The sequence below is a fragment of the Photobacterium sagamiensis genome (genome assembly GCF_050337085.1).
In the GTDB taxonomy this organism is placed as follows: Bacteria; Pseudomonadota; Gammaproteobacteria; order Enterobacterales; family Vibrionaceae; genus Photobacterium; species Photobacterium sagamiensis.
This window is the reverse complement of sequence record NZ_JAKJSP010000075.1, coordinates 1-26304: the sequence shown is the minus strand read 5'-3', so window position 1 is coordinate 26304 and position 26304 is coordinate 1. Positions and strand designations below refer to the sequence as shown.

Here is a 26304-nt window from a genome sequence, read left to right as displayed (position 1 = left end):
CGGATCGGAGTGTAAGTGTCATATTATTCTCCGCAAGTAGCCGGTTCATGGGTAAAACAATGCTGCAGCCCACTATGAGTATTGCCACACCTATAATCCTAGCAGCGTGGCCGTTTTTCTCGTGTCTAATTGCTAGCACTGTGAAATAACCTAACGTCTAATGTTCGCGGCAATGGGCTGGCCTGTAGCAAAGCGAAGCGGCGTGGAAGGCCAGTCCCTGTTAACCGCTTTTGTTAGGCGCGGTGGACTCAAAATGAAACAACCTTATCAGCCCACTCGACCATATCCACACAATCAATCATTGTGGATATTGGACACACATCCGTTTCACTTCTGTTCCGCGATTTCAAACATGTTCCAGTTGTTCTAACTCAAATGGATCAGTCGGCTCAACAACCCAAAAGCTAGCAAGCATATAATTGTTATTTGCCTCGTCGATAGTCCCCAAACATTCAATCCCTTCTAAAGCCTGAATTAATGGCCTGAAACCTCCTATCAAATTTTTACTTCCCTTGGGTCTTGTTTCTAATGAGATGACCATCGCCATTTTTGAGTAGTCGAGATCATTATCATCAACAAGGTCTTCTGAGTTGGAAAATTTAACAAGATAGGCTCCATTAGGGAACTGTTCAGGAGACTTTTCCAAGTTGTTGGCTATCACACTTAGGGACATAAGTTTGTTAGAACTTATGCTCTAATTTGGACGCCTCGGATAAGGAAAAGTATCTCAAACCGCGAGATTTCTGCCTGTACCACTGGCTGTGTGAAATACGTTAAGATGCTCGCTTCCGGGAATTTTCGAGCGTCAAGATTTCAGCAATGCTTATTAAAAACATGTGAGAATGGCGACTTATTATTCACGTCGCCATTTTCTCGTGTGTTGAGGTGGGACAAAATCAACTTAGAGTCTTGGCTTGGTTTTTGTTAATTAGGATTAAGGATCGTATGGAAAAATCAGTGCTTTCTCATAAAGCTAGACAAACTCCTTTCTGAACTATGGCCAAATTCACCGTACCATTTCACTCACGGATAAATGTCTACCTTAATCTGACACCATGGTAAGACATTGGTTTATCAAGAAAAGTTTAGCAATTCAAGTTAATGATTATTTGTTCATTCAAAATGTATTTATAAGTTCTTGATTGTTTGGCATGCTCATTTATGCAGGGCAAGATCGTGAACGATTTTCAATCAAAAGCGTTTAGTTGACGAGTAATCCTATTTGTGATCATATGCGACACTCGATAAAATCAAGCCGCTTGCTGTTTAACTTCGTCAAAGACAGGCCCGTTATCAATATTACTCCCCATATTGCAACCACAAATTACAGCATCATTTTTTCCTTTTAAGCTGCTTTTTGGTTGGCGTTCTGCGCGAGATGCATTAGCACGTCCGCGCAAAAGTCCAGCTCGGCGGTATGATGATAAATCTCGCGGCACATGGATAGATGCCCAACAGGGCAATCCTCTTTTATCATTTTTGTTTTAATCAATAAAATCTCTGCTTTCAGTTGCTCTGCGAGAGTTCCAAAATATTTTTTGTTGCCAGAATTAATCATAACCGTGCGGATACTGTGAACCGGAGAAATGATCGGAGTCATGTTTTTTGCGGCTGCTTCAATAGCAGCGTGACCAGCAGCCGTGATTGAATACGGTTTACGGTTTGGCTTGCCTTCTTGGTGGACGGTTGTGAACATAACCAGCCCCAATTTATCCAGCTTTGTCAGTTCACGATATACCTGTTGATGAGATGAACGCCATACGTGGCTTTTTGACATAGACTGAGTTAATTCATAGCCAGTTGCGTTTCCATTCAGTAGCGAAAATAAAATGTGCATTGCTAGATTATTTAATTTCATTTTGTTCTCTTTTTATCAACTTTGTTTCGGTGCTAACAGGGTAAACAAAGATAGCCCCCCTCCAGGTTTCTTCGTCAACTTATTTGCTTGACTGGATTATCAAGTAGTCAAGGCGTGAGTATGAATGCTCAATATTCATACAATGTGAATATTGGCTATTACCATTGAAAAAATTTTACTTTGACTGATGATGCTACGATCTTATTTTTCCATAATTATCAGACAGCTTGTGTTTTGAGTATTGAATATTGAATATTGAATATTGAATATCAAAGGTTAAATTAACAAGCTGGTAACTCATGCTCTTGCCCTGCTCATTTATGCGGCTTAGTTTGATTTTTTAAAAGCGCGGCGATTAATTATCATGGCTATTCTCGCAATATCTTGTTGCCATAACGAAGCAAGACTCAGCCGCCCGTCATTCAACAAATAGATGCCATCTTTTTCTCGCAAATCGCTGATAACCTGAGTGCTTAGATTCAATTGGATAAACAAACCGTACCTTTGTTCGCTACAGACGACACCTTTACCTCTAACATTGAGCGCGGCCAGCAGGCTATCACGACGTTTAGCCAACATCGCCCTTATCTTGACCAGATCTGACAGCCACTGCTGATACAACAGCGGATCACCTAGAATTTCCGCGACTATCGCCGTGCTAAATGGCGCCGGTGAAGAGTAATTTGCCCGAACAATAGTGCGCAATTCTTCTTTGGCTTGGGTGGTAAATATCGGTACGCTGGTTTTAACTGAGACAGCGCCAACACGTTCGTTATACAACGTGAAATTTTTCGAAAAAGAGCTGGCGACAATCAATTCGGGGCATAACTGCGCCATGACCCGAATCCCTTCTGCATCCTTTTCTATATCTTGTCCCAATCCCTGGCTGGCATTGTCCAAAATCGGTAACAACTGTTTGCGGCGACACAGGTCAGCGATTTTATGCCAATCTTCAGCGTCCAACATCATACCGATCGGGTTATGGGCGCCCGCCTGAAACAAGACTGCATCATACGGCTCTGCTTGCTCAAGCACACCCAACCACTGCGCTACCGTTGCCTGTTGCGGGAAATTGACCATTTCTACTCCCGCCGCAGTCGCAATCTGCTGATAATTCGACCACCCAGGTGTTCCCACCCACAAACGTCTACCATTGAGGCTCGAGGCATAAAAGTCGAATGCTAATCGCAAAGCTCCTGTCCCACCAGGTGCTTGCAAAGTGACTAGTTGAGAACAAAACGCATCACTCAGTGCGTGACCAAACACCAGCTCGGTCACCGCAGTATTGAACCTCGCGGTGCCTTCAGGCGCCAGATACTGATTTTTCGCCCAGTACTGAATAAGCCGTTGTCGACAATCAGCCACCGTCGGTAATACTATCGGTGAACCCGCTTCATCTTGGATCACACCAGAAACGAGATCTCGCTTTTCGGAGCGACGATCAGCCGTAATACGCTGATTCACTTTGCTAATTTCATCCATCTGGTGATGCGTAATGCGCTCAAAGATACTCATGGAGTAGCCACTTTTGTGGTTCGGCTTGTCATATTATTACCCGCTAAAGAACCTGTCTCTGATGACAACAATTGCCTTAATAAGGCTTCACACTGTGACTGTGTCATATAACGTGGTACAGGATACGTGCCGTGTGCTTCTTTTAACGCCCGCCGAGCAATCTCAGGAATATCGTCAGCTTTTAACTGTTCAAACATATCCGGAATATTTAGCTGCTGGTTAAGCTGTGCAACAGCTTCGATAAACTGCTCGCCATGCGCTAAACCAATCAATGCCGCCATATCCTCAAAACGTTGACGACATGCAGGAAAACTAAAACGTAATACATAAGGTAAAAGCACAGCATTCGCTAACCCATGGGGAATATGATACAAGCCCCCCAACTGATGAGCGATGGCGTGAACATAACCAACAAATGCCCGAGTAAAGGCACACCCTGCCTGATACGAGGCCATCGCCATTGCCTCGCGCGCCTGCAAATCGCTCCCGTCAGTATACGCTTTCGGCAATTGGTCAAAAATTGTAGTGATCGCTTCTTTCGCATAACGATCAGTGAGCTCATTGCTAAATGAACCGAGGTAGGCTTCAATCGCGTGAGTTAGCGCATCCATTCCTGTTGCCGCTGTCACAGGCTTTGGCAACCCCACCATTAACTCAGGGTCGAGCAACGCTACTTGGGGAACCAGTACCGGATCAATAACGGCAAACTTACTGCGTGCCTCAGGATCGGTGATCACCGCCGCGATCGTCGCTTCCGAGCCCGTACCCGCTGTCGTCGGGATCGCCATAAATGGCGGCAGTCTTTTCCGAACTTTCAACTTACCAGAGAGCGCTTTCACATTCGCCTTTTTTACCACTTTGGCACCAATCACCTTGGCACAGTCAATCGGAGAACCGCCCCCTAGTGCCACGATGGCATCGCAGTTATGCCGTTGATATACCTTTACACCAGCATTAACGGTTGCAATTGATGGATCGGGCGTCACTTCGTCAAAAAGCGTATATTCAATCTGATGTTTTTCCAAAGAGCAGGTTAACTTTTCCACTATTCCCAAAGAAACTAACATCTTATCTGTTACCACTAGCGGCTTTTTCACGCCCTGCGCGGCGAGCAAGTCACCCGCGTCAGCGATACAGCCAGAGCCATGGACAAGCTCTGGAAAAGGAATAGGGATCAGCTTATTCAGCTGCTTGTTCACCCCAATGATTGTTTTATATAACCACATACACAGTCCCTTTAGATCTGCAAAATACGGACCCTTTCGGGTCCGCTACAACTTCGTAAATCACTTATGCTTCGAGTTCTTCGGCACAGGATTCTGTGGTCGCTAAATCGAGCTGGAACATATTAATCACCGCGCCTTCAAAATGCTTGGCAAAGACATCACAGTCAGCTTGGGTAGTTTGCGGAGAGACCAGCCACATATTCAGACCGAAAGGAATGATCATTACGCCGCGGTTGAACAGATACATAAAGATGTAATCAATAAAGTGACCGACAATACCGATCCCTCTAACACAATCTTCAATTTCTACCGGAGTACTTTCGCAGAAATGAAGCCAAGTACGTGCGCCAACCTGCTCAGTGCTTAATGGCACACTGTATTTGGCAATCACGGCATTCAGTTTCTGTGTTAAGTAGGTATTGGTACCAATCATGTGAGCAAAGTTTTCTTTAGTCACGTTATGCTCAAGGTTCAAACGCAGGGCACGCAGAGACAACGCATTACCTGTCATGGTCGTTTGCTGACCTAGCAAACCCGCCATGTGCCACGGGCCTTTGCCTATAGTCGATTGGAATAACTCGGCAACGCTTTCAGAGAACCCATAAACGCCGCATGGAATACCACCAGCAATACATTTACCCGCAACCCAGATATCCGGTTGTAACCCCCACTCACCAGTCGCACCATGGTGAGCCGTAGTCTGCATATGGGTTTCATCAATCAGCAGTAATGTACCGTACTTGGTACACAGCTCACGCAGGCCCTCGTGGAAACCGGGTTTCGGCAGCGTCAAACCTGAATTCGATAAAGCAGGTTCTGTCAGCAAGACTGCGACATCACCATGTTTAAGCTGTTCTTCAACCGATACTAGGTCGTTAAACGTCGCCACTCGGGTAAACTGGGCGGGATCTTGACCTGGGTAAATTTCAGGCACACGATATTCCACCACACCTTCTTCTGGCATCCAGGCATTGGTTTCATCAAGCGTGCCATGATAAGCCATATTAAATTGCAGCACTTTACTACGACCCGTCGCCAGCTTCGCCAGTTTGACCGCAAAGCGGTTAGCATCAGAAGCCGACAAGGCAGTAAACCAGTACGGTAGGCCAAAACGCTCGGTCAGCAATTCTGAGGCAACAATCGCATCTTCATTGGACACCAAGGTATTGATACCGCTGTTTTGCAGCAAATCGATAATACCTTCGGTAACCGCATTTTTTGGTGAGTGACCGTAAAGGTCAGGGGTATCACCTAAGTTGAAGTCGATGTATTCGTTGCCATCGATATCGACTACGCGGTTATCCTTACAGTTTGAGATATAAAACGGATGCGGTACATGCCATACACTTTGCCATGAGTTAGTAACGCCGTTCGGCATTGATTTTACCGCACGCTCATGCATCGCTTTACTCTTCTTCATCCGTGATGTGAACAGCGCCTCTTCCTGTTTATAAAGCTGCTCAAGGTGCTCAAGATCAACGTGGGTGCCTGCAATTTCCGGTAGCCAAAGTTCAGGGTGACGATAAAAGCTGGTAGTCATAATCAGTTCCTTTTGTGTGAAGTATAAGATGGCCGGAAATCATCGCCTCCGGCACAAAAAATCAGATAATGCGATTGCCACCCTGCGCGATTGCAAAGCGTCGAACTCGAGTAAAGTCACGGGCGCTGGTGATGCCTTCCCCAGTTGGGCCAGCAATGGTGAACGAGGTTGTTCCAGCCCCTCCGTAGCCCAATCCCACGAGCGTCGGACCATTTTGAGTAAAGACCGTGGTTCCAATACGCTTGGCAAAAGCGGTCACGTTATTGACGTTGTTTGAATAAATACAGGCTGAATGACGGTTACCGTGCTCGGCGTCGACGGCAAAATCGACCGCTTGGGCGAAGTCCTGACAACGAACGATCGGCAGTACCGGCATCATTTGCTCTAGCTGGACAAACGGGTTATTGACCGGCGCTTCAAAAATCAGCAAATCCACCGGGTCGGCCACCTCGACACCGATAGCGCCAAGAATTTTCTTCGCATCCTGACCCACCCACTCTTTGCGTAGGTGATACTCGCGATCCATACCAAAGCTGCAGGCTTTCGCCGTTTCTTCGTTGTTATCTGCGGTCAGTACCAAGTTTGTGACTTGCTCGACTTGTTCGGTATTGAGCAGATAAGCCCCAGATTGTGTCATCACGTCGATCAATGCATCGGCCTGTTGCTCCACCACAAACACTTCTTTTTCACCGATACACAGCAGGTTATTATCGAAAGAGGCCCCGGCCACAATCGATGCCCCAGCTAGTGCCACGTCTGCAGATCCGTCAACAACAACCGGTGGATTACCCGCACCGGCACCGATAGCTTTTTTGCCCGAGCTGAGCAATGCCCTCACTAGGCCAGGTCCACCAGTTCCCACCAGCAAACGAACTTCCGGCGCCTTAACTATTTCCTGCAGTGTGTCGAGGGTCGGCTCTTTGATCATCGTCACCAGATCGGCCGGACCGCCAGATGCAATAATCGCCCGGTTAATCCGATCAATCGCCATCGCCGATGTCATTTTTGCCGAAGGGTGAACGTTGAAAACAACCGCATTTCCCCCCGCCAACATCGAAATCACGTTGCTGACAATCGTCGGAACTTCATTGGTCACCGGCGTTACCGCACCAATCAAACCAAATGGCGCACGCTCTTCGATCGTCAATCCATCATCGGAAGATACGGCTTGGGTGAGCAGGCTTTCCGTCCCCGGTGTTGCCGTGGCAGCCAGTTGATTTTTGGCGATTTTATGGGCAACTCGACCTAAACCGCTCTCTTCTACTGCCATCTCACCCAATGGACCTGCGCTGTCGAGGATCGCTTGGCGAATAGCAGCAATAATGCGGTTTCGCGCTTCTGTACCAAATTCGTTTTGAAATTCAACCTGAGCAGCCGCACTGAGTGCAATCGCCTCTACCGCCGTTTCATAAACCCCAAACTGTTTGCCATCTATAGTCTGAAAAATTGGATTAACTTGCTGATTCATAATATTTATCCTTATCGAGGCCAGAGCTTACGAACACCGGTCCTCTTAATTGTTGTAAGGTCACTTATACGTCTGCTTTGATACTGTCGCCATAACACTTGGCGGGCTGCTTTTGATGACAAACTTGGAGGACGCCTGCCGCTAAGGCTTCCAGCTCCATCTCGCCGGGGAAAATAGCAATATTTGCGAGATATCCAACACGCTTGTTCAGCTCGCTGGTAACGTACTGGCTATAGGCAATGCCGCCGGTGAGGATCACGCCGTCAATTTGGCCATTTACGACTGGTGCCATTGCCCCAATTTCTTTCGCAATCTGATAGATCATCGCATCCAGCACCATGCGAGCCTCGCGATCACCTTCCTCGGCTGCCGCCTCCACTTCGCGCATATCGGCAGTACCGAGATAGCTAAATACTCCGCCTTCGCCCTGCAGCAGCTTTTTCATCTCGTCGTGGCTGTACTGACCAGAGAAACAGAGATCAATCAAATCTCGGGCAGGCAATCGACCACTCCGTTCCGGGGTCATCGGCCCTTCGGCAATCGCATCGGTCGCATCCACCGCCCGTCCTTGCTGATGTAAACTGATAGTGATCCCGCCGCCCATGTGGCAGACAATCAAATTCAGTTCCGAATAATGCTTGTTACACTGTTGGGCGTAGGTCTGCGCTACAGCCCTTGCATTAAGAGCATGGAAACGACCATGGCGTTTGATGTGACGATGACCGCTGAATGACGCCAGCTCACTGAGCTCATAGGTCATTGGGGAGTCAGTAAAATAGGCTTTGATCCCAAGCTCTTTCGCCAGATCGAAGCCAATCAAAGCTGCCAAGCTAGAGGGATGTTGAATAGGGTTATTGGCTTGGTCGTGGCAAAGCTGCTCATCAACCAGATAAGTGCCACCGGATATCGGCTTGCACGCCCCCCCCCGACAAGCAATCGCATCCAGTTCATACAAGGCGATACCGCTTTGCATTAGCGCATCAACAATGGTTTGTTTACGAAATCCGTACTGGGCCGTGACATTGTCGAACTGTGCCAGCTCTTCGCTACCGTGGCGCAAAACCTGTTCGAAGCATTTCGCTTGGTTATCGAAAACACCAATTTTGGTCGAGGTAGAACCGGGGTTAATGACAAGAATTTTCATTATGCACTCTCCATCTCTGGCATCATCCGTCCCGCTTCCATCGGCTCCGAAGCCGTACACACGCAGGCCATCGCGATGGACAGCAACTTCTCTTGTTCGCTGTCAGCCCGCGACACCAATACCACAGGTATTTTTGCCCCGAGGACAACTCCGGCATAAACATAGCCGCCCATGTATTTCAGTGCCTTGCCAAACACATTACCGACTTCGATAGTCGGTGCGACAAAGATATCGACGTTACCCGCAACCGGATCCTGACAGTCTTTCATCATCGCCGCCTGCGCCGAGACCGCGAGATCCAGCTGCAACGGACCACTGACGGTACAACCAGTTATATCACCGGCGAGATTGCGTGCCTGCAGCTCTACCGCATCCAGGGTTGCCGGCATTTTGTCGTACGCTTTTTCTTTTGCGCACAGCAGAGCCACATTTGGATTGTTATTACCGAGGGCATGCGCCAGATCAACGGCATTCTCAATGATCTGCTGTTTATCATGCAGCGATGGGGAGATATTCATACCGGCATCGGTCAGCAGGTAATACCCGTGATCTTGAGGCGGAAGCAGCAAAGCGACATGGCTAAACAGGCGGCCGGTACGCAGACCATATTCCTTTGTCAATAACGCTTTGAGCAATATCGACGTATCGATCAGCCCTTTCATCAGCGCTTGGCCTTTACCATCCGCGATCAGCCTTACCGCACAGTCTGCAGCCGCGGGATCACCGTATGTCGCCACCACGTCGTAAGGCATGAGACATACCCCTGCTTTCTCTGCGGCAGCGACGATTTTTTCCTCTTCACCGACTAAAGTCGCTTCAATCAGCTGCTCTTTACGGGCATGTTCAACCGCCAAGAGGGTTGCTTCGTCATGGGGAGCAACTACCACTAGTCGTTTCGTACCCAGACTGCTCTGGCGGACTTGATTCAGGAATCGTTCAACGTTAGTCATCGTAGGGTTATCCTTTTGTTCTTTTTGCAATCAGCAAGCAATGCATGTCGAAAGTTGTCATTGGACCGAACAAAGTTTATTCAGTTATGCTCACAAAGCTAAGTTGATGTCGTTCGATAAAACTTATAAGGAAGAAGGAGGAATGACGGAATAATGCTATCTCGATCACAGCACTGTTATCTGTTGAACCAAAATCGTTAAAATTGACGGATGAACTTATTCGAAATGACTTATATCAATGGCAAGGGAAGGCAGAATAATTGAACTGGAACTGAAGAATGATAATAAAGAAATTATTATGATGGCCACGTTTAAGGCCACCGGGTCTGTTTTGAAATTAATCGTAGAACGGCAAGCCTGCAACCGATAAGCCGGGTTTAGGACTCGTCAATTTTTCTATAAACCATAAGGCAGTGCTATCTAACGGGCGATGTTTTTGCCATACCAACTGCAACGGCCACCACAAAGAGCTCACTCCTTTGGGTTTTAACTGAACCAACTTGCCCGTTCTGAGCAAGGGTTCAACCCAATGGCGAGGAAGCTCAGCCCAGCCTACACCTTTTTCTAGCAGGGATAGCAACATCTCAAAGCTATCTAGCAACCAGTAATTCTCCGAGTACTTAGACACTTTATCGATACCAAAGCCTAAATAACTAGCCGGCAACAATTGCAGGTGGCCGAGCCGATCATCGGTACTGAATTCATGTGGTTTCTCTGCCAATGTATGTTCGGCTGCAACAACGGTAACAATCTCTGTATAGCCCATAATATGTTCGGTCATCCCCGGGTACACATTGCCGTGAAAGAAGATAACGCCGAAATCAACTTCCCCCTGTTCAATACCTTGCAAAATATCACTGGTATGTAAGTGTTCGATCTGAATACCTAATTCCGGCTTATACTGCTGCAGCTGCCACAAGGCATCGCGAAACGGAGCGACCGGTAAAGCATCAAGTAACGCGATATTGAGCTGCGCAGGATCTAGCAGTGCCGGTGTTGCCATTTTGCTATCGATGTTTTCAAGTTCGCTTAACACATCTTTGGCATGTCGCGCGACGACCTCACCTTCTGGGGTTAAATTAGCGCGGTAACCTTCGCGGTTAATCAGCGTCAACCCCATATCAATCTCCAAACTACTCAGCCAAGCGCTGACCTGAGAGGGACTTTTCCCTACAATTTTGGCCGCAGTAGAAATTGAACCCGCTTGTTTAACCGCAAGTAATGCCTTCAGGCAGTCGCTTTGCATCATAATTTATCCCCTACTTGACTTGCCAAAGCCTGCTCGTTCAACCACTGTAACGCTGGCCCCTTCTCTTTGCTTACCCCTAATACATATCGTCTGGTAATGGGCTCTATATTCGTTACTGTCTTGTAATCCAAACCGCATTGATATTGAGCTAACAAAAAGCGGGGGAGCCAGCACCACCCCATATTGCCAAGCACCATCTGCAGCGCAATTGTCGGCTTAGAGGTCATCAGATGATGTCGTGTCGGGCTTTTCGGCCCCCAAGGAACTTCAATATACTGTGTGTGATGATTAGCAGCAGGTCCTGAAACAGGTAATAGCGTATCCTCAGAATACAGCTGCCAATTCCAGCCATTTTCTGCAGTCTCATCTGCTAACGGCTCTTCCGGTACGATGAGCAAAGAGGCAGATTGCCATGTCTGTTGCATGACTATCTGGGTAAAAGGGAAACAACGATGGAATTTCTCGAGTAAAGCGGCAATAGGTAGCGGATCCACTTCGCAATCAATATAAATTGCCACTTCACTTTCAATTGCGTGGTGAAGATTATCGGCAATTTTATGTAAACGACTCAATGCCACTATCCGACGCTGGCACAACTGATAAAGCTGCTCACCTTGATAGTTGAGTTGAACCCTTTTGCCGAGACGATCAAAAACACGATAGCCAAGGGCCTCTTCAAGGTTACGAATAGCAATTGAAACCGCTGATTGTGAACGACCAAGATCCAATGCCACCTTACTGAATGAACCGCTCTCGACCACTTTGGCAAATATTGTCAATTGTTCTTCACTGTACATACCACTTCCCGAAAATGAAATCACCCAGAAGCTCGCTGATGTGTTTGATTGGCAGTTTGGTCAACATAACTTCCACATACTTAATTAGATTAACTGAGTGCAAAATAAAAAACGGGCTACCGAAGTGGCCCGTTATTATTTAAATTATCATCTAAATCACATTATTATTGTTCGTTAAAGCATACTTTTTGGAAATCATTCCATTCACCCACACCTGGTGCAACTTCCATACAACCCATTTTTGTATCCATTACCGCGGTTAAAGTCGTAATAAAGTCCGAGCCGTATGCCGCATGCTGAGCAATTGGCTTGGTATTAAGCACATATTTTGCCGCATCAATATTGCCCTCCGGCGTATTATCAATAAATTGCTGAGCAAACTGCGCACGCCATTCAGTATAGGCGGTTGCGATGGTACGTTTTTTACTTTTCTCAGGCATCCCTATAGATTCCGCGAAAGCTTGCATGACGCCCGGTCGCTCTGAGTGGTTAGCATGGCCGATTCCAGCAGCACGCTTAATCACGTAATTGCCTTCAGTTAGCATTTCAACGCCGACCGTATTGCCTTGACGATCCGCAAAATTAAAGTGTGATGCCACCACCGTTCGATGTTTTTTTAGAATTTTTACCGCTTCGTCAACGGATTTAGCATGCCGAACGATATAGTTTTGCAGCGCGCCTAGCTCTATCGCCATCGGTGAGTCGAGACCAACACCTTTAGAATCTGCGCCCTGAAAATTGATCACAATCCCTAGCTCTTTACCCAATGTTTGCCCTGAACCATAAAAGCCTGACGCCATAACTTGGATAAAGTCATCGGCTTGTAGAACCCAATAATTACCACCGGATAAGGATGGTGTATCGTTCACCTGTCCAACCACACCGGTACCATCGAAACTCATTGTAGTACAACCTCTCAGCGAAGCCTCCGCCGCTGAGGCTAATGCCGCATCCAACTGGCTCAGGGTGAACATCTTTTCTACCGTAATTCCGCCAACTTTTGCCAACGCTTCGACAATAACAAAGTACTCTGGGTTTAACTTGCGAGAATTCTCTAGCACCTTTTTCGATTGTTTTTCAAACTGAGCTAAATCGATTCCTGCCAGCTGATAAACATATTTGGCTTCCTCAATACCACGTCGAACCTGCTCACCAATCTGTGCTTCAAATACCTTTGCGTAATCAGCGGGTTGTACACCTCGAATGTCGACTACCGGTATGTTTGTTTGCTGAACAAAGTTCTCTGGCGCGTAGTATGGCTGCTGTACGTTCAAACCTTCTACTGGCTCTAATGAAATCGCGCTAGCCGTCCCAGATAACATGGAGAGCCCTACCGTCGCTGCAAAAATCGTACGTTTAAAGGTGAGCATAATTCAGTCCTCATCGGTTGATAGATAGCTTTGGGTATCCCGTTTAGCGTTGAGGACATATTATCGAGAGATTTTTCCATTATTCGGACACAATGCTATCCTTGATTCCAGAAATCCGGAAAGGCAACAAATTATGGCAGAGATAGAAACAGAAGGCTTTGAGTTCTTCGGCGTGGAAGAGCGGGAGTTTCGCATGATGGTGATTGAGCGCATGGAAACCATGATGGTACATTCAAAGCTGTCTAAAAATACACTTGCGCAAAAAGCCAACCTTGGCCGCTCGTCATTCTATGAAAAGATGGATCGTGAAGGGCGAAGTCATTTTACCCTGCTGGATATTTTCCGCATTGCCAAAGCACTTGATATCAGCATACTGCAAATATTCCCGATGACTGAACTTGAACGGCTGTATGGAGGGCAATTACCTCTCTCAGCAAGTACGTTGCATTTTCTCGATCAAATGCTTGCGGCACCAAAAGAAGACATTGAGTTTCTGAGTAATTTGTATAAAGATCTGCAAAAACGTGATCGGCGAGGTAATTAAGCTAATGTCTCAGTCTCTGATGAGGTTAAAAAGAGTTATTAGCTAGAAGAAGACAGAATCTAAGGGCAGAGTTGTAAGCTTGCTCTTGGTAATAAGTGAGCAATGCTGACCTTCAGAAACACCATCCATCACCTCATTAGTTCATGTATGGTTAATCGCCATGAATAAAATGTTAATGAGTAGAAACTCTAACGCGGAAAGGGGCAATAGTTCTTTAGAACACAAGTTCTTTAGAACCCACGAAACTCATTGTGGGACAGAAACGCGTTAGAGTGTTTATTCTGGTTTAGTGGTGTTGGATTAGGTGTGGTATTGCAACTTTGGTAAGCAGGCTCGGGCTTGTTCAACGCTTCAGATATGTGTTGGCTGCGCGACACATATCCTTATTTGTAAAAGTTCAGACTTGATATGACGTTCTTTCATTTCAAGCTTCAATATAATCTGACAGCTGTCAATCAGAAGCGGAAACTGAGCGCTTTAGTCACGGCTGGAACTAGCAATTGGTAATCGACTTGATGACTTCAATTCCCTAAGAGATATGTTTGAACTAATTACGGATACGCCAGGTAGTTTTCTCAGAACCCTTTCGACGAAGCGACTATAGTCATCAAGATCCTTGGCAACTACTTGCAACATAAAGTCGGCTTCGCCTGTTGTGTTGTAGCAAGACAGCACATTGGCAGAGGACTGAATGATGGCTTCAAATGTCTCGGTTGTATCTACATCGTGTTTGATGCAAGTGAGCTGAACAAAAGCCATAACACCAAATCCCAGTTTTCGACGGTTCAAGTTGGCCTGATAGCCTTCGATAAACCCTTCCTCTTCTAAACGTTTTAGCCGTCGCCAGCAAGGTGTTTCACTCAGCGAAAGCTCTACAGCGAGCTTGGCGTTCGTCAGACGTCCATCCTGTTGCAAGCGCTCCATAATGGCAATATCAACTCTATCCGCCTGCTTCATGTAAAGACTCTACCTTTTATAACTTTAAAATAGAAAGACTATTCCAATATTACTCTTATATCAATTGAAAAAGGAAAGGCAATTCCTGTCATGGATAGTAAGATGGTTGGTACCACAAATTCATCAACAAATACAAGGGATAAGCGTCACATGGAAATAAAACTCTGGTTAGCCTTTCTTGTTGCCTCATTGCTCATCTCTATCTCTCCTGGCGCAGGTGCGGTAAATACTATGAGCAACGGGCTTCAAAACGGTGTGAAACGAACACTGCCGTCTATATTTGGATTACAGCTCGGGTATGGTATCCAAATCATCCTTGTGGGTGTTGGTTTAGGCAAATTGCTAGCCTCATCAAGCCTCGCTTTTGAAGTGGTTAAGTGGCTAGGGGTGACGTACTTGGTTTGGCTTGGCTATAAAAAATGGACTCAAACGCCATTAGGTATGGAAGCTTCGGCCTCGAATAAGGAGAGTAAAAAGCGTCAGTTTTGGGTGGCTGCCTTTGTGAACCTCACCAATCCCAAAGCAACTATATTTCTTCTGGCGTTGTTCCCCCAGTTTATCGACATACATGCTGACACCCATGTAACTCAATACGTAGTCATGGGGACAACCCTAATACTGACTGATATTGCCGTCATGATCGGCTACGCCAGCTTGGCAGCCCAGCTATCACGCTGGATGAACAGCAAGAGACACCAAGTAGTTCAAAATCGTATTTTCGGTGGAATGTTCATCGTTGCAGCAACTGTGATGGCGGGCTATCGAAGCAGCTAATCACCTTTTCTGATCAGGGTCGTGGGGGGAGTCCACTCCCTCAGCCTTGACGAATGTCCGCATTCGAGAGTGAGGCTCGCTGAGAGGTAAAACCAGCAGATTACTCTGTTTTTTGCGCAACGCTCGAAAATGGGAGAAAGTCAGCACCTTCATCGACCGTTAACACATCCAGCCAAACATTATCAAATATATGGGAAATCCACATTAACAGCCTATGAATGAGCATTAGCACTAACAAGGCATGGGGCAAAAACCACTCAAAGACAATGCTCGCATCTGCGAGCTTCCAAGCTGTTTGGTTAAGTTGAATCTAACGGCGCGAACTGACAGTTAGTGTGTAAGTCAGTACACCAAAAGTCCAGTTCGCAAAAAGTAGCAAATGAGCAATCAAAACAAAAAAACAGGGTCAATTACTTAAGTTAGTAATTGACCCTGTTTGTTTTCACAACTATTTGTTTTTAACTACCACGAGTGGCTTAATTACACTTTGTCACCTTTTGCGCTGTAACCCGCAACTCTTCTGCTTTACAACCCAAGTCAGAAGTGAGTTTATCGTTCTCACCCCAACAGCCCAGATCATAGCTGGTAAAGTAATCCATAACGCCGGTTGTCGAGCGCGCTGTTCTCGGACAGTACACCCGATAGTGAACATCAACGCACTTAACCACTTTTGGCTCAATTTTAGGTAGTTGACCACCAACATAGATATCACCATAACATTTCATGGCCGCCATCCGGGTTCCTGCCGTCAGCTTATTAAGATAAGTACGCTCGGCCTGCTCTTTGGCCCGTTTTTCGGCTTGACGCTGACGCTCCCTTTCTCGCTTCTGACGCTCTTTTTCTTTCTGTCTGGCCAGTTTTTCAGCCTCACGCTGACGTACCAGTTCCAATTGACGCCTGCGGTCCGCTTCGGCTTTTCTCTGCTGCTCGGCTTGAGCCCGCTGCTGGGTGAGTTGCTGTTGTTGCTTTCTCTGCCACTCAGCCTCCTTCTTCTGGGCCCTACGCTGTGCCTCAATATAGTCTCGCTCTTGCTGTTCCCTTAACGTGTTCGCCTGGCGTATAGCCGCATTGATCTCGAGATTACGCTGCGCATTCCTGTCAGCCAGATCGGTTAATCCTTGGCTTAGGCCCTGCATGAAAGTATTCATGGCAAGGTTATCATCGGCGGCATCCTCTTCTTCCCATGCAAGGCGTCTTAGCCTCTCTTCCTCGCGTCGTCGTTCTCTTTCTCGCCGTTCGGCTTCACGCTTGCGCTGTTTAGCCATGGCGATTTCTTTAGCCTCAAGATCTCTTTCATTGCCAAGATCCCGCTTGGCGATCAGTATCTCCGCTTTGTCAGACTTGCCGTTAGCATACTTGGCTGCCTCGCCAAGGTGCTTTTCGGCACAATGGTAATTTCGGGATGAGATACAATCATTAGCTCGGTCTAAGGCATCGAGAAAGTCCATGCGATCCAGTTGATCAAGCTGATCAAGCTGATCAAGCATATCCAGCATTTCCTGCTGGCTAAGCTGTTCATTGCCTGATGATGGCGCCGCAAAGGTGATTATCGATATAAAGCTAATTAATAAAGTAAGTAATGTCCGTTTTATTTTCATTTTAATCTATTGATATTATTGGTTTATTCATAATTGAGTTGATTAAGTGCTGCAATATTATCCATATTGAGCTTCATTCGGTGTGATGCACTGATGACTCGCTGCCATTGCGCTTTATCTTGATCATCCATATTCACAATCGATAATATGTGCGCCAGCTCTTTCCGTGCCTGCTGGCTTTCACATGTCGGGGTCGATTGCAGAGCAGGTATTTCAGCCTGGCCGGGAATGCCCGACAAACGCATGACCGGTTCGGTGATTTGCTTTACAGGCCTTAACAAACATGCGTCAAATAGCCGGGATTGCTCAGAGCTCAACTGGGCATAGATACTTTCCACTTTGGCCTGATCGTCCAGATGTTGAAAATATCGGGTACCTTCTGCCATCACCCTGCGTTCACTGCGGACAAAAGCCAGTTCTTCAAGCAGCAACTGAGCGTTAAACAGATGCTGTTCGGCTTTCAGTCGCTCGAGATAACGGACATCCTGATAAATACTATCCAGGCGTTGGATGGGGCTAAGCTGAAGATAGCTGGTTAAGTCCGTAAACTCCGGACTGCTCATTGATGCTTGGACAAGCGAGACAGCCTCACTGTAAAAAGGCATGGTGCTGGAAAAATAGTAGCCTTGCTGCTCAGCAATTTGCAAAGAACTGAGCTTGTCGCCTTCAGCCAACCGGGATCGTTTTGCCGCTGCAAACAGGTGGTCCGGACGGATAAAATCCGTCCCCAATTGCTCATCCGTTTCCATCTCTGGGATCAGCGTGTGCAATGTCTGCTGTAGCAAGGATGCACAGTTTTGGCTGAAGAAACGATAGTCTCCGGAAAAGCGCCAGTGAATTTCGGCCAGCTCTTTTACCATTTGCTCTCTTTGCTGTTGATCAAGCACCAATGGCAGGGAGTACACTTCGCGAAATTCGCTTATCGCATAGTCCCGGTATACATCAATGAAGGGAAAAGCAAACAGGTAGGCGTTATAGCGCCCGCTCAGCGCCTTGAAGGTATTGAGCTCAAACTCATCGATATGGGCCATATAGCCAAGCACAAGGTGTTCGAACAAGTTGCTGTCGCAGCTCTCCTGATCAGACTGTCCTTCGGGACAAACCACCAGACGCAGCGCAACATGGCCAAAGCGAGAGCTCATGTTTTTCCCCTCGCCAGCAAAAAGCAAGTGGATTGCACTGACTCGCTTTGGCGACAACCAAAGAGTTTCTCCCCCTTTATAGCGGTCGATGACAACAAAAGGGAGCTTGTCATTACACTGTGAACCAGATGCGCTGCCGTGGTAACGCTCCTGAAAATACCGGGCATAGATAGGCTGTCCGCAGGCAAAATCCGGCTCCATCAAATAGTCCGATAGTATTCGGGCATAAGAAGGGGCGGATGACACTTGATTGCCACTAACGGTAGTCCGAGCCTTATAAAACACCTGATCCGGTAATAACAGAGGGTTATCAGTCGATTTGAGCAACTCATGCAGTAACGCCCCACTTGACATAGACTGGTCGCCCTGAAGAGTAAGTTCGGCTTGATTGCCGGGAACCAAGCGATCTTTGGTCTCCCGCGCAATAGCCTTTCGCAGCCCTGGAGGCGCAGGCTGCAGCCGCGCCTCCAGTTGTTGCCAATCTTGAGTCGAGATCGGTTTTGTTACTTCCTTCGTCGGTTGCTGGGCACACCCTGACAGCAACAGCGACATGAGGAGCAGATATCTTATCATCGCGCAGCCAAGAGAGGTTCTTCCGATTTTTCGATACGTATTTGCTGCTGTTGGTAAGCTTTGGCCATCATCGAATCAGGCTTGGCCCATGTCGATGGGCGAGCCGCCAATTGCTGAGATAAATATGCCTGTCGACTTAAATTGATCGGCGTAGAAATAACATCGAAAGCTGTCATAATGGTTAATGCTGGTAATCCTGTGAGGAACACCTCAGTAACATTCTGCCCATCTACTGTATCCAGTGCCCAAGACCCCAGCCCTGTAGAATCAATGTAGGAAATGTCATCGATTTCTTTCTGTACTTCTCTTCGCTTTGCTTCAGCCAGTTTTAAGTTTGCAGTCTCATCGACTTTCTGTAGCCAGTATTGGGCTTGATCTGTACTTTGCTCTAGCCCCTTGCCGGTCTGGTAGCGTTGGCTTACCGCCTTCATGGCTTTGGTATTGCCGGCTTTTGCCGAAGCCAGATCGACTTGTGCTTGAGCGGCTTCAATGTTGTCTGTCCAAAGCTGGGCCTGCTTAGCACTCTTAGAGACGCCTTTACCCTGTTGGTAATGCTGAACCATCGCGTTCATCGCAGCAATGTCTCCCGCTTTGGCCGAAGCTAAATCAGCTTGTGCCATCACAGATTCACGCTTCTGCTGCCAGTAGTCTGCCTTGGCTTTACTCTTGGCTACACCGGCTCCGCTTACGTAGCGCTGAGCCATTTTCTCCATTGCGACGACATCGCCATCCCGCGCAGCCGTTAGCTCTGTTTTAACCGCCAACTTTTCACGCTTTTCAGCGGCTTGTTCGCGTTCTCTTTTAGCGCTGGCCGTTAATTGAGTCGGCCCCAACTCAACATTAACTCGCTGAGGCTCACCTTCAACAATATCTAACTGTTTGACAAAAACTTGTTCATGCTCGTTATCAACTTGTTTCTGTGCTCGCAGTGTTATTTTGCCTGCGGGAACTATGGTGTCGACTTTGGGGCATTCACCTTTGTACTTGTTATTTATGAATATTTTAGTTTTGGTATCGTTTTCGTCGCACTTTACGCGAACTGCAGAATAACCGGCATAAGCCGTGCCATTTATAAGCGGAAAACTTAATAACAACAATAAATAACGGGGGATATTTTTATAATGTGGAGGTTTGAGCATTTTTTCTTATTACACCTAGAATTAATGGTTCCTTCAAAAGCACGAAATGATACGGATTTTTCTAGAAGCATTAATTGACTAGCATCATTATTCCCTGCCAAAGCATTAATCAATAATATAAAACCAGTAGCACTGGCAAATACAGGAGCAAAGCTAAATAATGAACAACACTACAAACACAGATATTAATGACGGATTAATAGACAAATAATCTCAGGGGGACATGGCATATATGGAGTTGAGGAGCTGAGCTGCAAAACAGGTAACGCTATGGGGTAACACGGTGATGAAAAGAGGACGTCGTCAAAGCGTCCTCTCCGATGTATGAACTGGCAATACGGATACCTCCGGTTCCAAAAAGTTCAGGCCTGACACCGTTAGAAGTTCATCAAATTCTCCAGCATAGCTTCCTGACTCCCAAACCAGAACCTAGCCTGGTCAGATCTGAACCCAACCTCCTCAGATAGAGTTCTTACTATAATTGAGCCATTCAAAGAAGGCCTGTCCCTTAGGTCTTTTTCAATAAAACCAATAGCTTCATCTGCAGAGAAAAAATGATTGGGAGTATTCTCAAGGTAAATAGTACAACGTAAAAATTTCATTATGGTTTCTTCCTATATATATATAAAATTAAACCAATAATTAAGTTAACGAGTAATTACAGTGATTCTGGGATGAAATAATATTCTTTCCTGCTCTTAAGCAGCTTTTTTATATTTGGCTCCCTCTGCTGGACTCGAACCAGCGACATACTGATTAACTTAAACCAACTGAACTAAGGGGAAACTGTATGGTGCCATATAACATCATCAGGTCTTTTATACCGTATGGCCTAACGGTAGTTATCCTTGGATTTTGAGTCTAAAACCCATTGGCGCATTGGCTCGAGTAATTCTGCTTTCGCATCCATCATTGCCAACTCCTTTTCCATCTCAGAAAGTTCTCTTTTCATGTAAGAGATATTTCGTATTAACATTTCTCTTTTCATCATCATCACACCTATATACGCAACATTAGTGCCTGGAAAAATAGCCCTTCGGGAGTGATCCAGCACCTTGAGGTAACTTGGGTATACACCGTTAGAAGTTCATCAAATTCTCCATTATGGCTTCCTGACTCCCAAACCAGAACCTAGCCTCGCCAGATCTGAAGCCAGCTTCCTCAGATAGAGTTCTTACTATAATTGAGCCATTTAAAGAAGGCTCGTCTCTTAGGTCTTTTTCAATGAAACCAATAGCTTCATCTGCAGAGAAAAAATGATTGGGAGTATTCTCAAGGTAAATAGTACAACGTAAAAATTTCATTATGGTTTATTCCTATATATACATGAAATTAAATGGACAATTAATATAACGAGCCATTACAGTGATTTAGGTCGCTAATAATTCACTTATTTGTCAATAATAAAGTTGATTGTCGCGTATGATACCGGGATGAAATATTATTCTTTACTGCTCTTATTTAAGCCTTGATTACATGCAGAACAAGTAATAAACATCAGTACCGTTAAATCATGGAGTGATTATTAATTGTTCAATCCAATATGTCTGTTCCCCAAAGAACAAAAGTACCATTTCCTAATAAATAATAATGAGCCATTACATTAGAACCTACATTTCGGTAATGACTTCAAAGCGTTGAAACAGTACCTTTCGATGAAAGTACCTATGCCCTTGTCATGCATTTCTGCTGATTTCGAAAAACAAATTGTTTTTCACGCTAATCATTTGAGACGTATCTTCTGTGTTGGGTTATGTCGCTCTATTCGCTGAGTGTCGCTGTATCTATAGTCTAACTGGTACAGTTTCTTGCAAAAGCAGCATTGAACGTCGATTTTAGCATTGAATAAAGAGCCTCAAATTAACATTGCAGACGCCCTGACCACGCTTTGGCGTCATGATCAACATGTATGATGAAATATGGATCATTGGCTTTCAAAGTCTTTTCTCGGATCGTTAAACATCAGGTTGAGATTCTCAATTCTTGCCCCTAAAGCTTGAAGATCAGCAAGATAAATACACTCTCTCTGAATAATTATTTCACCTTTTTTTTCAAGACTTTTAAGTACTTCGTTGACTCTTGGCCTTGAAATACCTGTGATTAAACTGAGTTGATGTTGGGATATTTTAATTGTTGACATGCTGCCTTTGACCGATTTAACACGATTTGCAATATCTAATAATGCATAGACAGTTCGTATCTCTCGATCATAAAGTGATGAAATTTGAGCTTGCAACAGAATTTTTTGTATTTCCATTGCGCAATAATAAAGCCATTTATATACCTCATTGTTTGATTTGGCGAGTTCGAAAATTTTTTCCTTTGGAAAGGATACCAAAGACATATTTTCTATTTCTTCAACTGAAACAAATACTTTCATATCTTGTGCAATCGCAGAGCCACCGATCCAATCACCAGGCCCAATCAACACAGAGTTAACTCCTTTTGTTCCTTCAGAACATAAACTAAAACTCGCGATGCCTTCTTGAACATAATACACGGCAGGTATAGCAGCCATCTGTCGTGTACAATTTAATTTGTCCACTCCATGTATAATGGATGATGTTTCAATAAGTTGAGTTTTCAGTGAATCACTGATATTACATGGCCATTGAATTTGATCGATTAGGGCGTTCAAGCAAGAATCCTCACATAGCTCCAACTCAAAATTACTATAGTTTATATTTTACGATTTCGGTGTAATATTTCTATAATAGAAGCTGAAATAAAAAATCTGGTTAAAACCACATAAATGACTGTATTAAAACAACGAGGAAGATGCTTTCATCTAATGATACTGAACTAGCTAAATCATTGCTTCTGGCAATTGCCGCAGAGGTGGAAATTTACTGCTCGCAAGCTCGGTTGAACCCTGCCTAGGCTTCTTCACCCTCTCTTTTTCTATCATCTTTCAGGTATAAAAAAACCGCTGACAATGCAGCGGTTTCTTTGAATGTGGTGGAGTGCTTTGGGTATGGTGGATTTGAACCCTTGGTTCTCCCAAGCATCAGATGTAAAAAAGCCAGCAATTAAGCTGGCTTCTTTGAATGTGGCGGAGAGATAGGGATTTACTGCTCGCAAGCTCGCGCCCTGCGGGCTAACGGCAGAGCCGTTGTGAACTCGCTGCGCTCGGTTGAACCCTGTCTAGGATTCTGCATCCCTATCTTTAAACACAAAATTCAGACATAAAAAAACCGCTGACAGTGCAGCGGTTTTTTTGAATGTGGCGGAGAGATAGGGATTTGAACCCTAGATACGCTACAAACGTATGCCGGTTTTCAAGACCGGTGCTTTCAACCACTCAGCCATCTCTCCAATGCCGCGAATAATACATAGCAATGAGGTGGCTGTAAAGCCCTGAAAAACCAACCGTTCATAGTTTAAACAAATCACACACATTTATCGCCAATCGATTGAAAAGCAAACAGTTACACCAACTTAAACGCATAGCGCACAACAATGAAAAGAAAGATAAATGAACAAATAAACGAGGCATTGGTGCGGGTGTGTGCATCAGCGGCAAGATCTGTAAAAAATTGATCTCAACACGCCGTTTTTGCTGGGCTGGAATGAACCACGTTACGCCTTAAAAAGCCTCTGTTACAGCTTAATTTAGTGATAGTTTCATAAATTAGGATTGGCTCACAAACTGGTACTTATCCTCTTAACTCTTGGATTTTCATTTGGTAAATATAAGTTGATTTCGACGCAGGGTTTCTATAGGAGGTAATTGTGTCTATCAACTCTATGGACCACACAGAAATTGCTGATATTTCTTCTAAGTGGGATTACAAAGATGAAGCCGCTTCAAACATTGCTGGCAAAAAAAAGCAGCAGGCAGAAGCGAGAAGACGTATTGAAATGCTACGGGATATCCGTGAAAGCGGGTTAACTATCGATGAAGCAAAAGAACTGGGATTGATCCACTAACTCTTTATATCTATTACCTCTCAGGTAAACAACTAAAGCGCTATATTGGCGCTTTAGTTATGTCGCCCCCCCTCTCCTCAGTAGACGGCTTAATTGGTAAAACCTATCAAACCAATAAGTAATACGGTTCTAATGTAATGAACCATCCCACTCCATAATCTACCGCGAGGCTATGATTATGGTGAAAATCAAATCAGTCATTGATGAGTGGGAGATAGAGTGATGATCATTAACTTACTTGGTATTGATATTGCGAAGAATGTTTTTCAACTGCATGGTGTTGATTATAATGGCAAAACCGTTTTAAAAAAACGACTATCAAGAGGTGAATTGGCTGAATATATCGCCAACATTCCCCCATGTACGATCGTCATGGAATCTTGTGGAGGAGCCAATTATTGGGCCCGGGTTTTCCAACGGTATGGTCATATAGTTAAACTCATTAGCCCTCAGTTTGTAAAACCGTTTGTTAAAACAAACAAAAATGATGCTAACGATGCTGAAGCCATCACAGAGGCAGCCAGTAGACCCTCAATGAATTTCGTACCAATCAAGCAAGTTGAACAACAAGATATACAGTCTCTACATCGAATTAGAAGCCGGTTAGTTAAAAAYAGAACGGCATTGATTAACGAAATAAGAGGGCTCAATTTGGAGTACGGGATTACTATTCCAACAGGGGCATCAAAGGTAAAAACCGAATTATGTTCCATTATTTCCAATGAAAATAATGAGCTGACTGTAGCATCTCGTGAGTTTATGAATGACCTCTACAACGAGCTAGTCGAAATTGAAGGTAAGTTGAAAAATTTAGGAAAAAAAGTACAACAGATCTGTAAGCAAAATGAAGACTGTCGCCGAATTATGAAAATACCCGGTGTTGGTGAATTAACAGCAACAGCAATGATCTCTGCGGTTCCAAATCCAGCAGTATTTAAGAATGGCAGGCACATGTCCGCATGGCTAGGCCTGGTACCAAGACAGCATTCTAGCGGAGACAAGCAGATTCTGTTGGGTATCAGCAAGCGAGGAGATAGATACTTGCGAACATTACTTATTCACGGTGCCAGAGCAGCCTTGTCGAAGTGTAAAAACCTGGACAACGAATATGGCCGCTGGTTAACACAGAAGAAATGTACGCTTAGCTTTAATAAAGCCGCGGTTGCACTGGCAAATAAGAATGCCAGGATCATCTGGTCAATTCTGAGCACGGGAAATGAGTTTGATTTCAACAGTCAAAAGGTGGCTGCCTAATACACAATATTGAGTGGCTTAACATCAACCTAACAGTAAGCATTTCAATAAGTTTGCGTCAGTTAATTTAGATGATGAAACATAGGTCATACCTGCTCTTCTAAAACCTGTCTTGCGACGCGGCCCTTAGAGGCCATGGTTCTGATGAGGAAGAAGAGTGCGGATTTACATCAGGGCACAAGTTTAACTTAGATGCCGAATATATGACTGCAACTTAGACCTATACCAACATCATTGAAAATTAACGTGCAAATAGGGATGGTTCATATATGTCGCAAGCTGGAGTCGTAAGTTATGATCTCCATCAACATTCATCACTTCCAACATTATGACCATTAAATTCACAGGCCGTCATTTTCCTTCCGAGATCATACTGCAGTCCGTTCGTTACTATCTTTCCTACAAGCTGAGCTACCGTGAAATTGAAGAGATATTGGCAGAGCGTGGCATCAATGTTGACCACTCAACATTGAACCGCTGGGTSATYAAATATGCSCCMTTRCTRGAACATCGWGCYCGMMAARWGAARAAGCCAGTCGCGTCTTCGTGGCGGATGGACGAGACCTATATCAACGTCAARGGCCAATGGAAATATTACTACCGGGCCGTTGATAAGTACGGTGATGTGATTGATTTTCTACTGCGTGATAAGCGRGAYGAAAAAGCGGCKAGAGCCTTTTTCCAAAAGGCCATCGGYCAACATGGAATACCGGAGAAAGTGGTTATTGACGGCAGCCATTCCAACGCGTTAGCACTGCATCATATCAATGTTGRGCTTTGGAATAACGGGYACATGCTGAGTCTAATTGAAATCCTTTCAATYAAGTATCTGAACAATATCGTCGAGCAAAGCCACCGCAGAGTGAARGGTAAAATGAATCAATGTYTRGGATGGAAATCAGACGAAGGMGCAARGGCCACACTCGCTGGCGTGGAGCTGTGGTCGATGATTAAAAATGGGCAGCTCGACAACCCTGAAKGCTTATCTGTTTGGGATGAATTTTACGCGCTTGCAGCCTAATTGTATCTGGAAATCAGTGCGCCTGTAGTTAGACTAAACTCTGCGACAAAACCGTTTTTTTTGTCCGCTTTCAGAAAAAGCGTGCGAGAGAGTCTTGCTCGAAATTTCCCTAAACAGATGTATTTCCTAACCGTTGGGTGGTGCTGGCTAGCCGCAAGCATTCTGCTATTTTAGTTAGTATTGGTTCGTCTATCATTGGTGAATTAATCATATTCATATTGAGCACTAAATTACTTTTTAAAATACTTGAAGATT

Annotated in this window: 24 protein-coding genes, 2 tRNA genes, 1 other RNA gene and 1 pseudogene; 5 read left to right on the top strand and 23 right to left on the bottom strand. The window is 45.2% G+C overall.

Annotation, left to right across the window (positions count from 1 at the left end; all coding sequences use genetic code 11):
• Window positions 1-346: 346 nt before the first annotated feature.
• The 11 genes from L4D76_RS26315 to L4D76_RS26265 form a co-directional block, all read right to left on the bottom strand.
• Window positions 347-646 (bottom strand): hypothetical protein, encoded by a 300-nt coding sequence (locus L4D76_RS26315; protein ID WP_428443816.1) that lies wholly within the window; start codon window positions 644-646, stop codon window positions 347-349.
• A 699-nt stretch (window positions 647-1345) separates the two neighbouring features.
• A complete protein-coding gene (locus L4D76_RS26310) occupies window positions 1346-1858 on the bottom strand; it encodes a PadR family transcriptional regulator (RefSeq protein WP_428443815.1) in 513 nt (170 codons plus the stop codon).
• 327 nt (window positions 1859-2185) lie between these two features.
• On the bottom strand, window positions 2186-3373 hold the full coding sequence (locus L4D76_RS26305; RefSeq protein ID WP_428443814.1) for an aminotransferase class I/II-fold pyridoxal phosphate-dependent enzyme: 1188 nt from the start codon (window positions 3371-3373) through the stop codon (window positions 2186-2188).
• Window positions 3370-4599 (bottom strand): iron-containing alcohol dehydrogenase, encoded by a 1230-nt coding sequence (locus L4D76_RS26300; RefSeq protein ID WP_428443813.1) that lies wholly within the window; start codon window positions 4597-4599, stop codon window positions 3370-3372. Before L4D76_RS26300 ends, L4D76_RS26305 begins: the two co-directional genes overlap by 4 nt.
• A 64-nt stretch (window positions 4600-4663) precedes the next feature.
• Window positions 4664-6139 carry a transaminase gene (locus tag L4D76_RS26295; RefSeq protein ID WP_428443812.1) on the bottom strand — a complete coding sequence of 492 codons (1476 nt, stop codon included), beginning with the start codon at window positions 6137-6139 and terminating at the stop codon, window positions 4664-4666.
• Between the two features lie 61 nt (window positions 6140-6200).
• The gene (locus L4D76_RS26290) at window positions 6201-7607 is read right to left on the bottom strand and encodes an aldehyde dehydrogenase family protein (RefSeq protein WP_428443811.1); all 1407 of its coding nucleotides are present in this window, start codon (window positions 7605-7607) and stop codon (window positions 6201-6203) included.
• Between the two features lie 64 nt (window positions 7608-7671).
• Window positions 7672-8751 (bottom strand): butyrate kinase, encoded by a 1080-nt coding sequence (gene buk, locus L4D76_RS26285; RefSeq protein ID WP_428443810.1) that lies wholly within the window; start codon window positions 8749-8751, stop codon window positions 7672-7674.
• A complete protein-coding gene (locus tag L4D76_RS26280) occupies window positions 8751-9701 on the bottom strand; it encodes a bifunctional enoyl-CoA hydratase/phosphate acetyltransferase (RefSeq protein ID WP_428443809.1) in 951 nt (316 codons plus the stop codon). The genes buk and L4D76_RS26280 overlap by 1 nt, the downstream gene beginning before the upstream one ends.
• 337 nt (window positions 9702-10038) lie before the next feature.
• Entirely contained in the window at window positions 10039-10950 is a 912-nt protein-coding gene (locus tag L4D76_RS26275) for a LysR family transcriptional regulator (RefSeq protein ID WP_428443808.1), read from the bottom strand.
• Window positions 10947-11747 (bottom strand): LysR family transcriptional regulator, encoded by an 801-nt coding sequence (locus L4D76_RS26270; protein WP_428443807.1) that lies wholly within the window; start codon window positions 11745-11747, stop codon window positions 10947-10949. Before L4D76_RS26270 ends, L4D76_RS26275 begins: the two co-directional genes overlap by 4 nt.
• Before the next feature lie 164 nt (window positions 11748-11911).
• A complete protein-coding gene (locus L4D76_RS26265; RefSeq protein WP_428443806.1) occupies window positions 11912-13117 on the bottom strand; it encodes a C45 family autoproteolytic acyltransferase/hydrolase in 1206 nt (401 codons plus the stop codon).
• A 133-nt stretch (window positions 13118-13250) separates the two neighbouring features.
• Here L4D76_RS26265 and L4D76_RS26260 point away from each other — a divergent pair, with 133 nt between their 5' ends.
• Complete coding sequence (locus L4D76_RS26260; RefSeq protein WP_428443805.1) at window positions 13251-13661, top strand: XRE family transcriptional regulator; 411 nt, start codon at window positions 13251-13253, stop codon at window positions 13659-13661.
• A 477-nt stretch (window positions 13662-14138) separates the two neighbouring features.
• Here L4D76_RS26260 and L4D76_RS26255 read toward each other — a convergent pair whose 3' ends face one another.
• Window positions 14139-14618, bottom strand: coding sequence for an Lrp/AsnC family transcriptional regulator (locus tag L4D76_RS26255; protein ID WP_428443804.1), 480 nt, complete (start codon window positions 14616-14618; stop codon window positions 14139-14141).
• A gap of 150 nt (window positions 14619-14768) precedes the next feature.
• Between L4D76_RS26255 and rhtB the strand changes: the two genes are divergently transcribed.
• Complete coding sequence (gene rhtB, locus L4D76_RS26250) at window positions 14769-15392, top strand: homoserine/homoserine lactone efflux protein (RefSeq protein WP_428443803.1); 624 nt, start codon at window positions 14769-14771, stop codon at window positions 15390-15392.
• Window positions 15393-15868: 476 nt separating this feature from the next.
• Here rhtB and L4D76_RS26245 read toward each other — a convergent pair whose 3' ends face one another.
• From L4D76_RS26245 to L4D76_RS26195, 11 genes and pseudogenes are all read right to left on the bottom strand, one after another.
• Window positions 15869-16990, bottom strand: a complete 1122-nt coding sequence (locus tag L4D76_RS26245; RefSeq protein ID WP_428443802.1) for a hypothetical protein — start codon at window positions 16988-16990, stop codon at window positions 15869-15871.
• Between the two features lie 23 nt (window positions 16991-17013).
• On the bottom strand, window positions 17014-18684 hold the full coding sequence (locus L4D76_RS26240; protein WP_428443801.1) for a lipoprotein N-acyltransferase Lnb domain-containing protein: 1671 nt from the start codon (window positions 18682-18684) through the stop codon (window positions 17014-17016).
• Between the two features lie 17 nt (window positions 18685-18701).
• Complete coding sequence (locus L4D76_RS26235) at window positions 18702-19844, bottom strand: tetratricopeptide repeat protein (protein ID WP_428443800.1); 1143 nt, start codon at window positions 19842-19844, stop codon at window positions 18702-18704.
• Between the two features lie 377 nt (window positions 19845-20221).
• Entirely contained in the window at window positions 20222-20446 is a 225-nt protein-coding gene (locus L4D76_RS26230; RefSeq protein ID WP_428443799.1) for a hypothetical protein, read from the bottom strand.
• Between the two features lie 116 nt (window positions 20447-20562).
• Window positions 20563-20627 (bottom strand) — tRNA-Ser (locus L4D76_RS26225).
• A gap of 49 nt (window positions 20628-20676) precedes the next feature.
• The gene (locus L4D76_RS26220; protein ID WP_428443798.1) at window positions 20677-20835 is read right to left on the bottom strand and encodes a hypothetical protein; all 159 of its coding nucleotides are present in this window, start codon (window positions 20833-20835) and stop codon (window positions 20677-20679) included.
• Between the two features lie 88 nt (window positions 20836-20923).
• Window positions 20924-21148: a hypothetical protein gene (locus L4D76_RS26215; protein WP_428443797.1), complete on the bottom strand. Its 225-nt coding sequence runs from the start codon at window positions 21146-21148 to the stop codon at window positions 20924-20926.
• Window positions 21149-21447: 299 nt separating this feature from the next.
• Window positions 21448-21618, bottom strand: a pseudogene (locus L4D76_RS26210) (IS1 family transposase); the annotation flags it as partial.
• Window positions 21619-21768: 150 nt separating this feature from the next.
• Window positions 21769-22482, bottom strand: a complete 714-nt coding sequence (locus L4D76_RS26205; RefSeq protein WP_428443796.1) for a Crp/Fnr family transcriptional regulator — start codon at window positions 22480-22482, stop codon at window positions 21769-21771.
• 412 nt (window positions 22483-22894) lie between these two features.
• Window positions 22895-23023: non-coding RNA, RtT sRNA (locus L4D76_RS26200), on the bottom strand.
• Window positions 23024-23068: 45 nt separating this feature from the next.
• A tRNA-Ser gene (locus L4D76_RS26195) sits at window positions 23069-23159 on the bottom strand.
• Between the two features lie 417 nt (window positions 23160-23576).
• Between L4D76_RS26195 and L4D76_RS26190 the strand changes: the two genes are divergently transcribed.
• From L4D76_RS26190 to L4D76_RS26180, 3 genes are all read left to right on the top strand, one after another.
• Window positions 23577-23774, top strand: coding sequence for a hypothetical protein (locus tag L4D76_RS26190; protein ID WP_428443795.1), 198 nt, complete (start codon window positions 23577-23579; stop codon window positions 23772-23774).
• Between the two features lie 222 nt (window positions 23775-23996).
• The gene (locus L4D76_RS26185; protein ID WP_428443817.1) at window positions 23997-25028 is read left to right on the top strand and encodes an IS110 family RNA-guided transposase; all 1032 of its coding nucleotides are present in this window, start codon (window positions 23997-23999) and stop codon (window positions 25026-25028) included.
• Between the two features lie 328 nt (window positions 25029-25356).
• Window positions 25357-26049, top strand: coding sequence for an IS6 family transposase (locus L4D76_RS26180; protein ID WP_428443794.1), 693 nt, complete (start codon window positions 25357-25359; stop codon window positions 26047-26049).
• Window positions 26050-26304 lie beyond the last annotated feature (255 nt).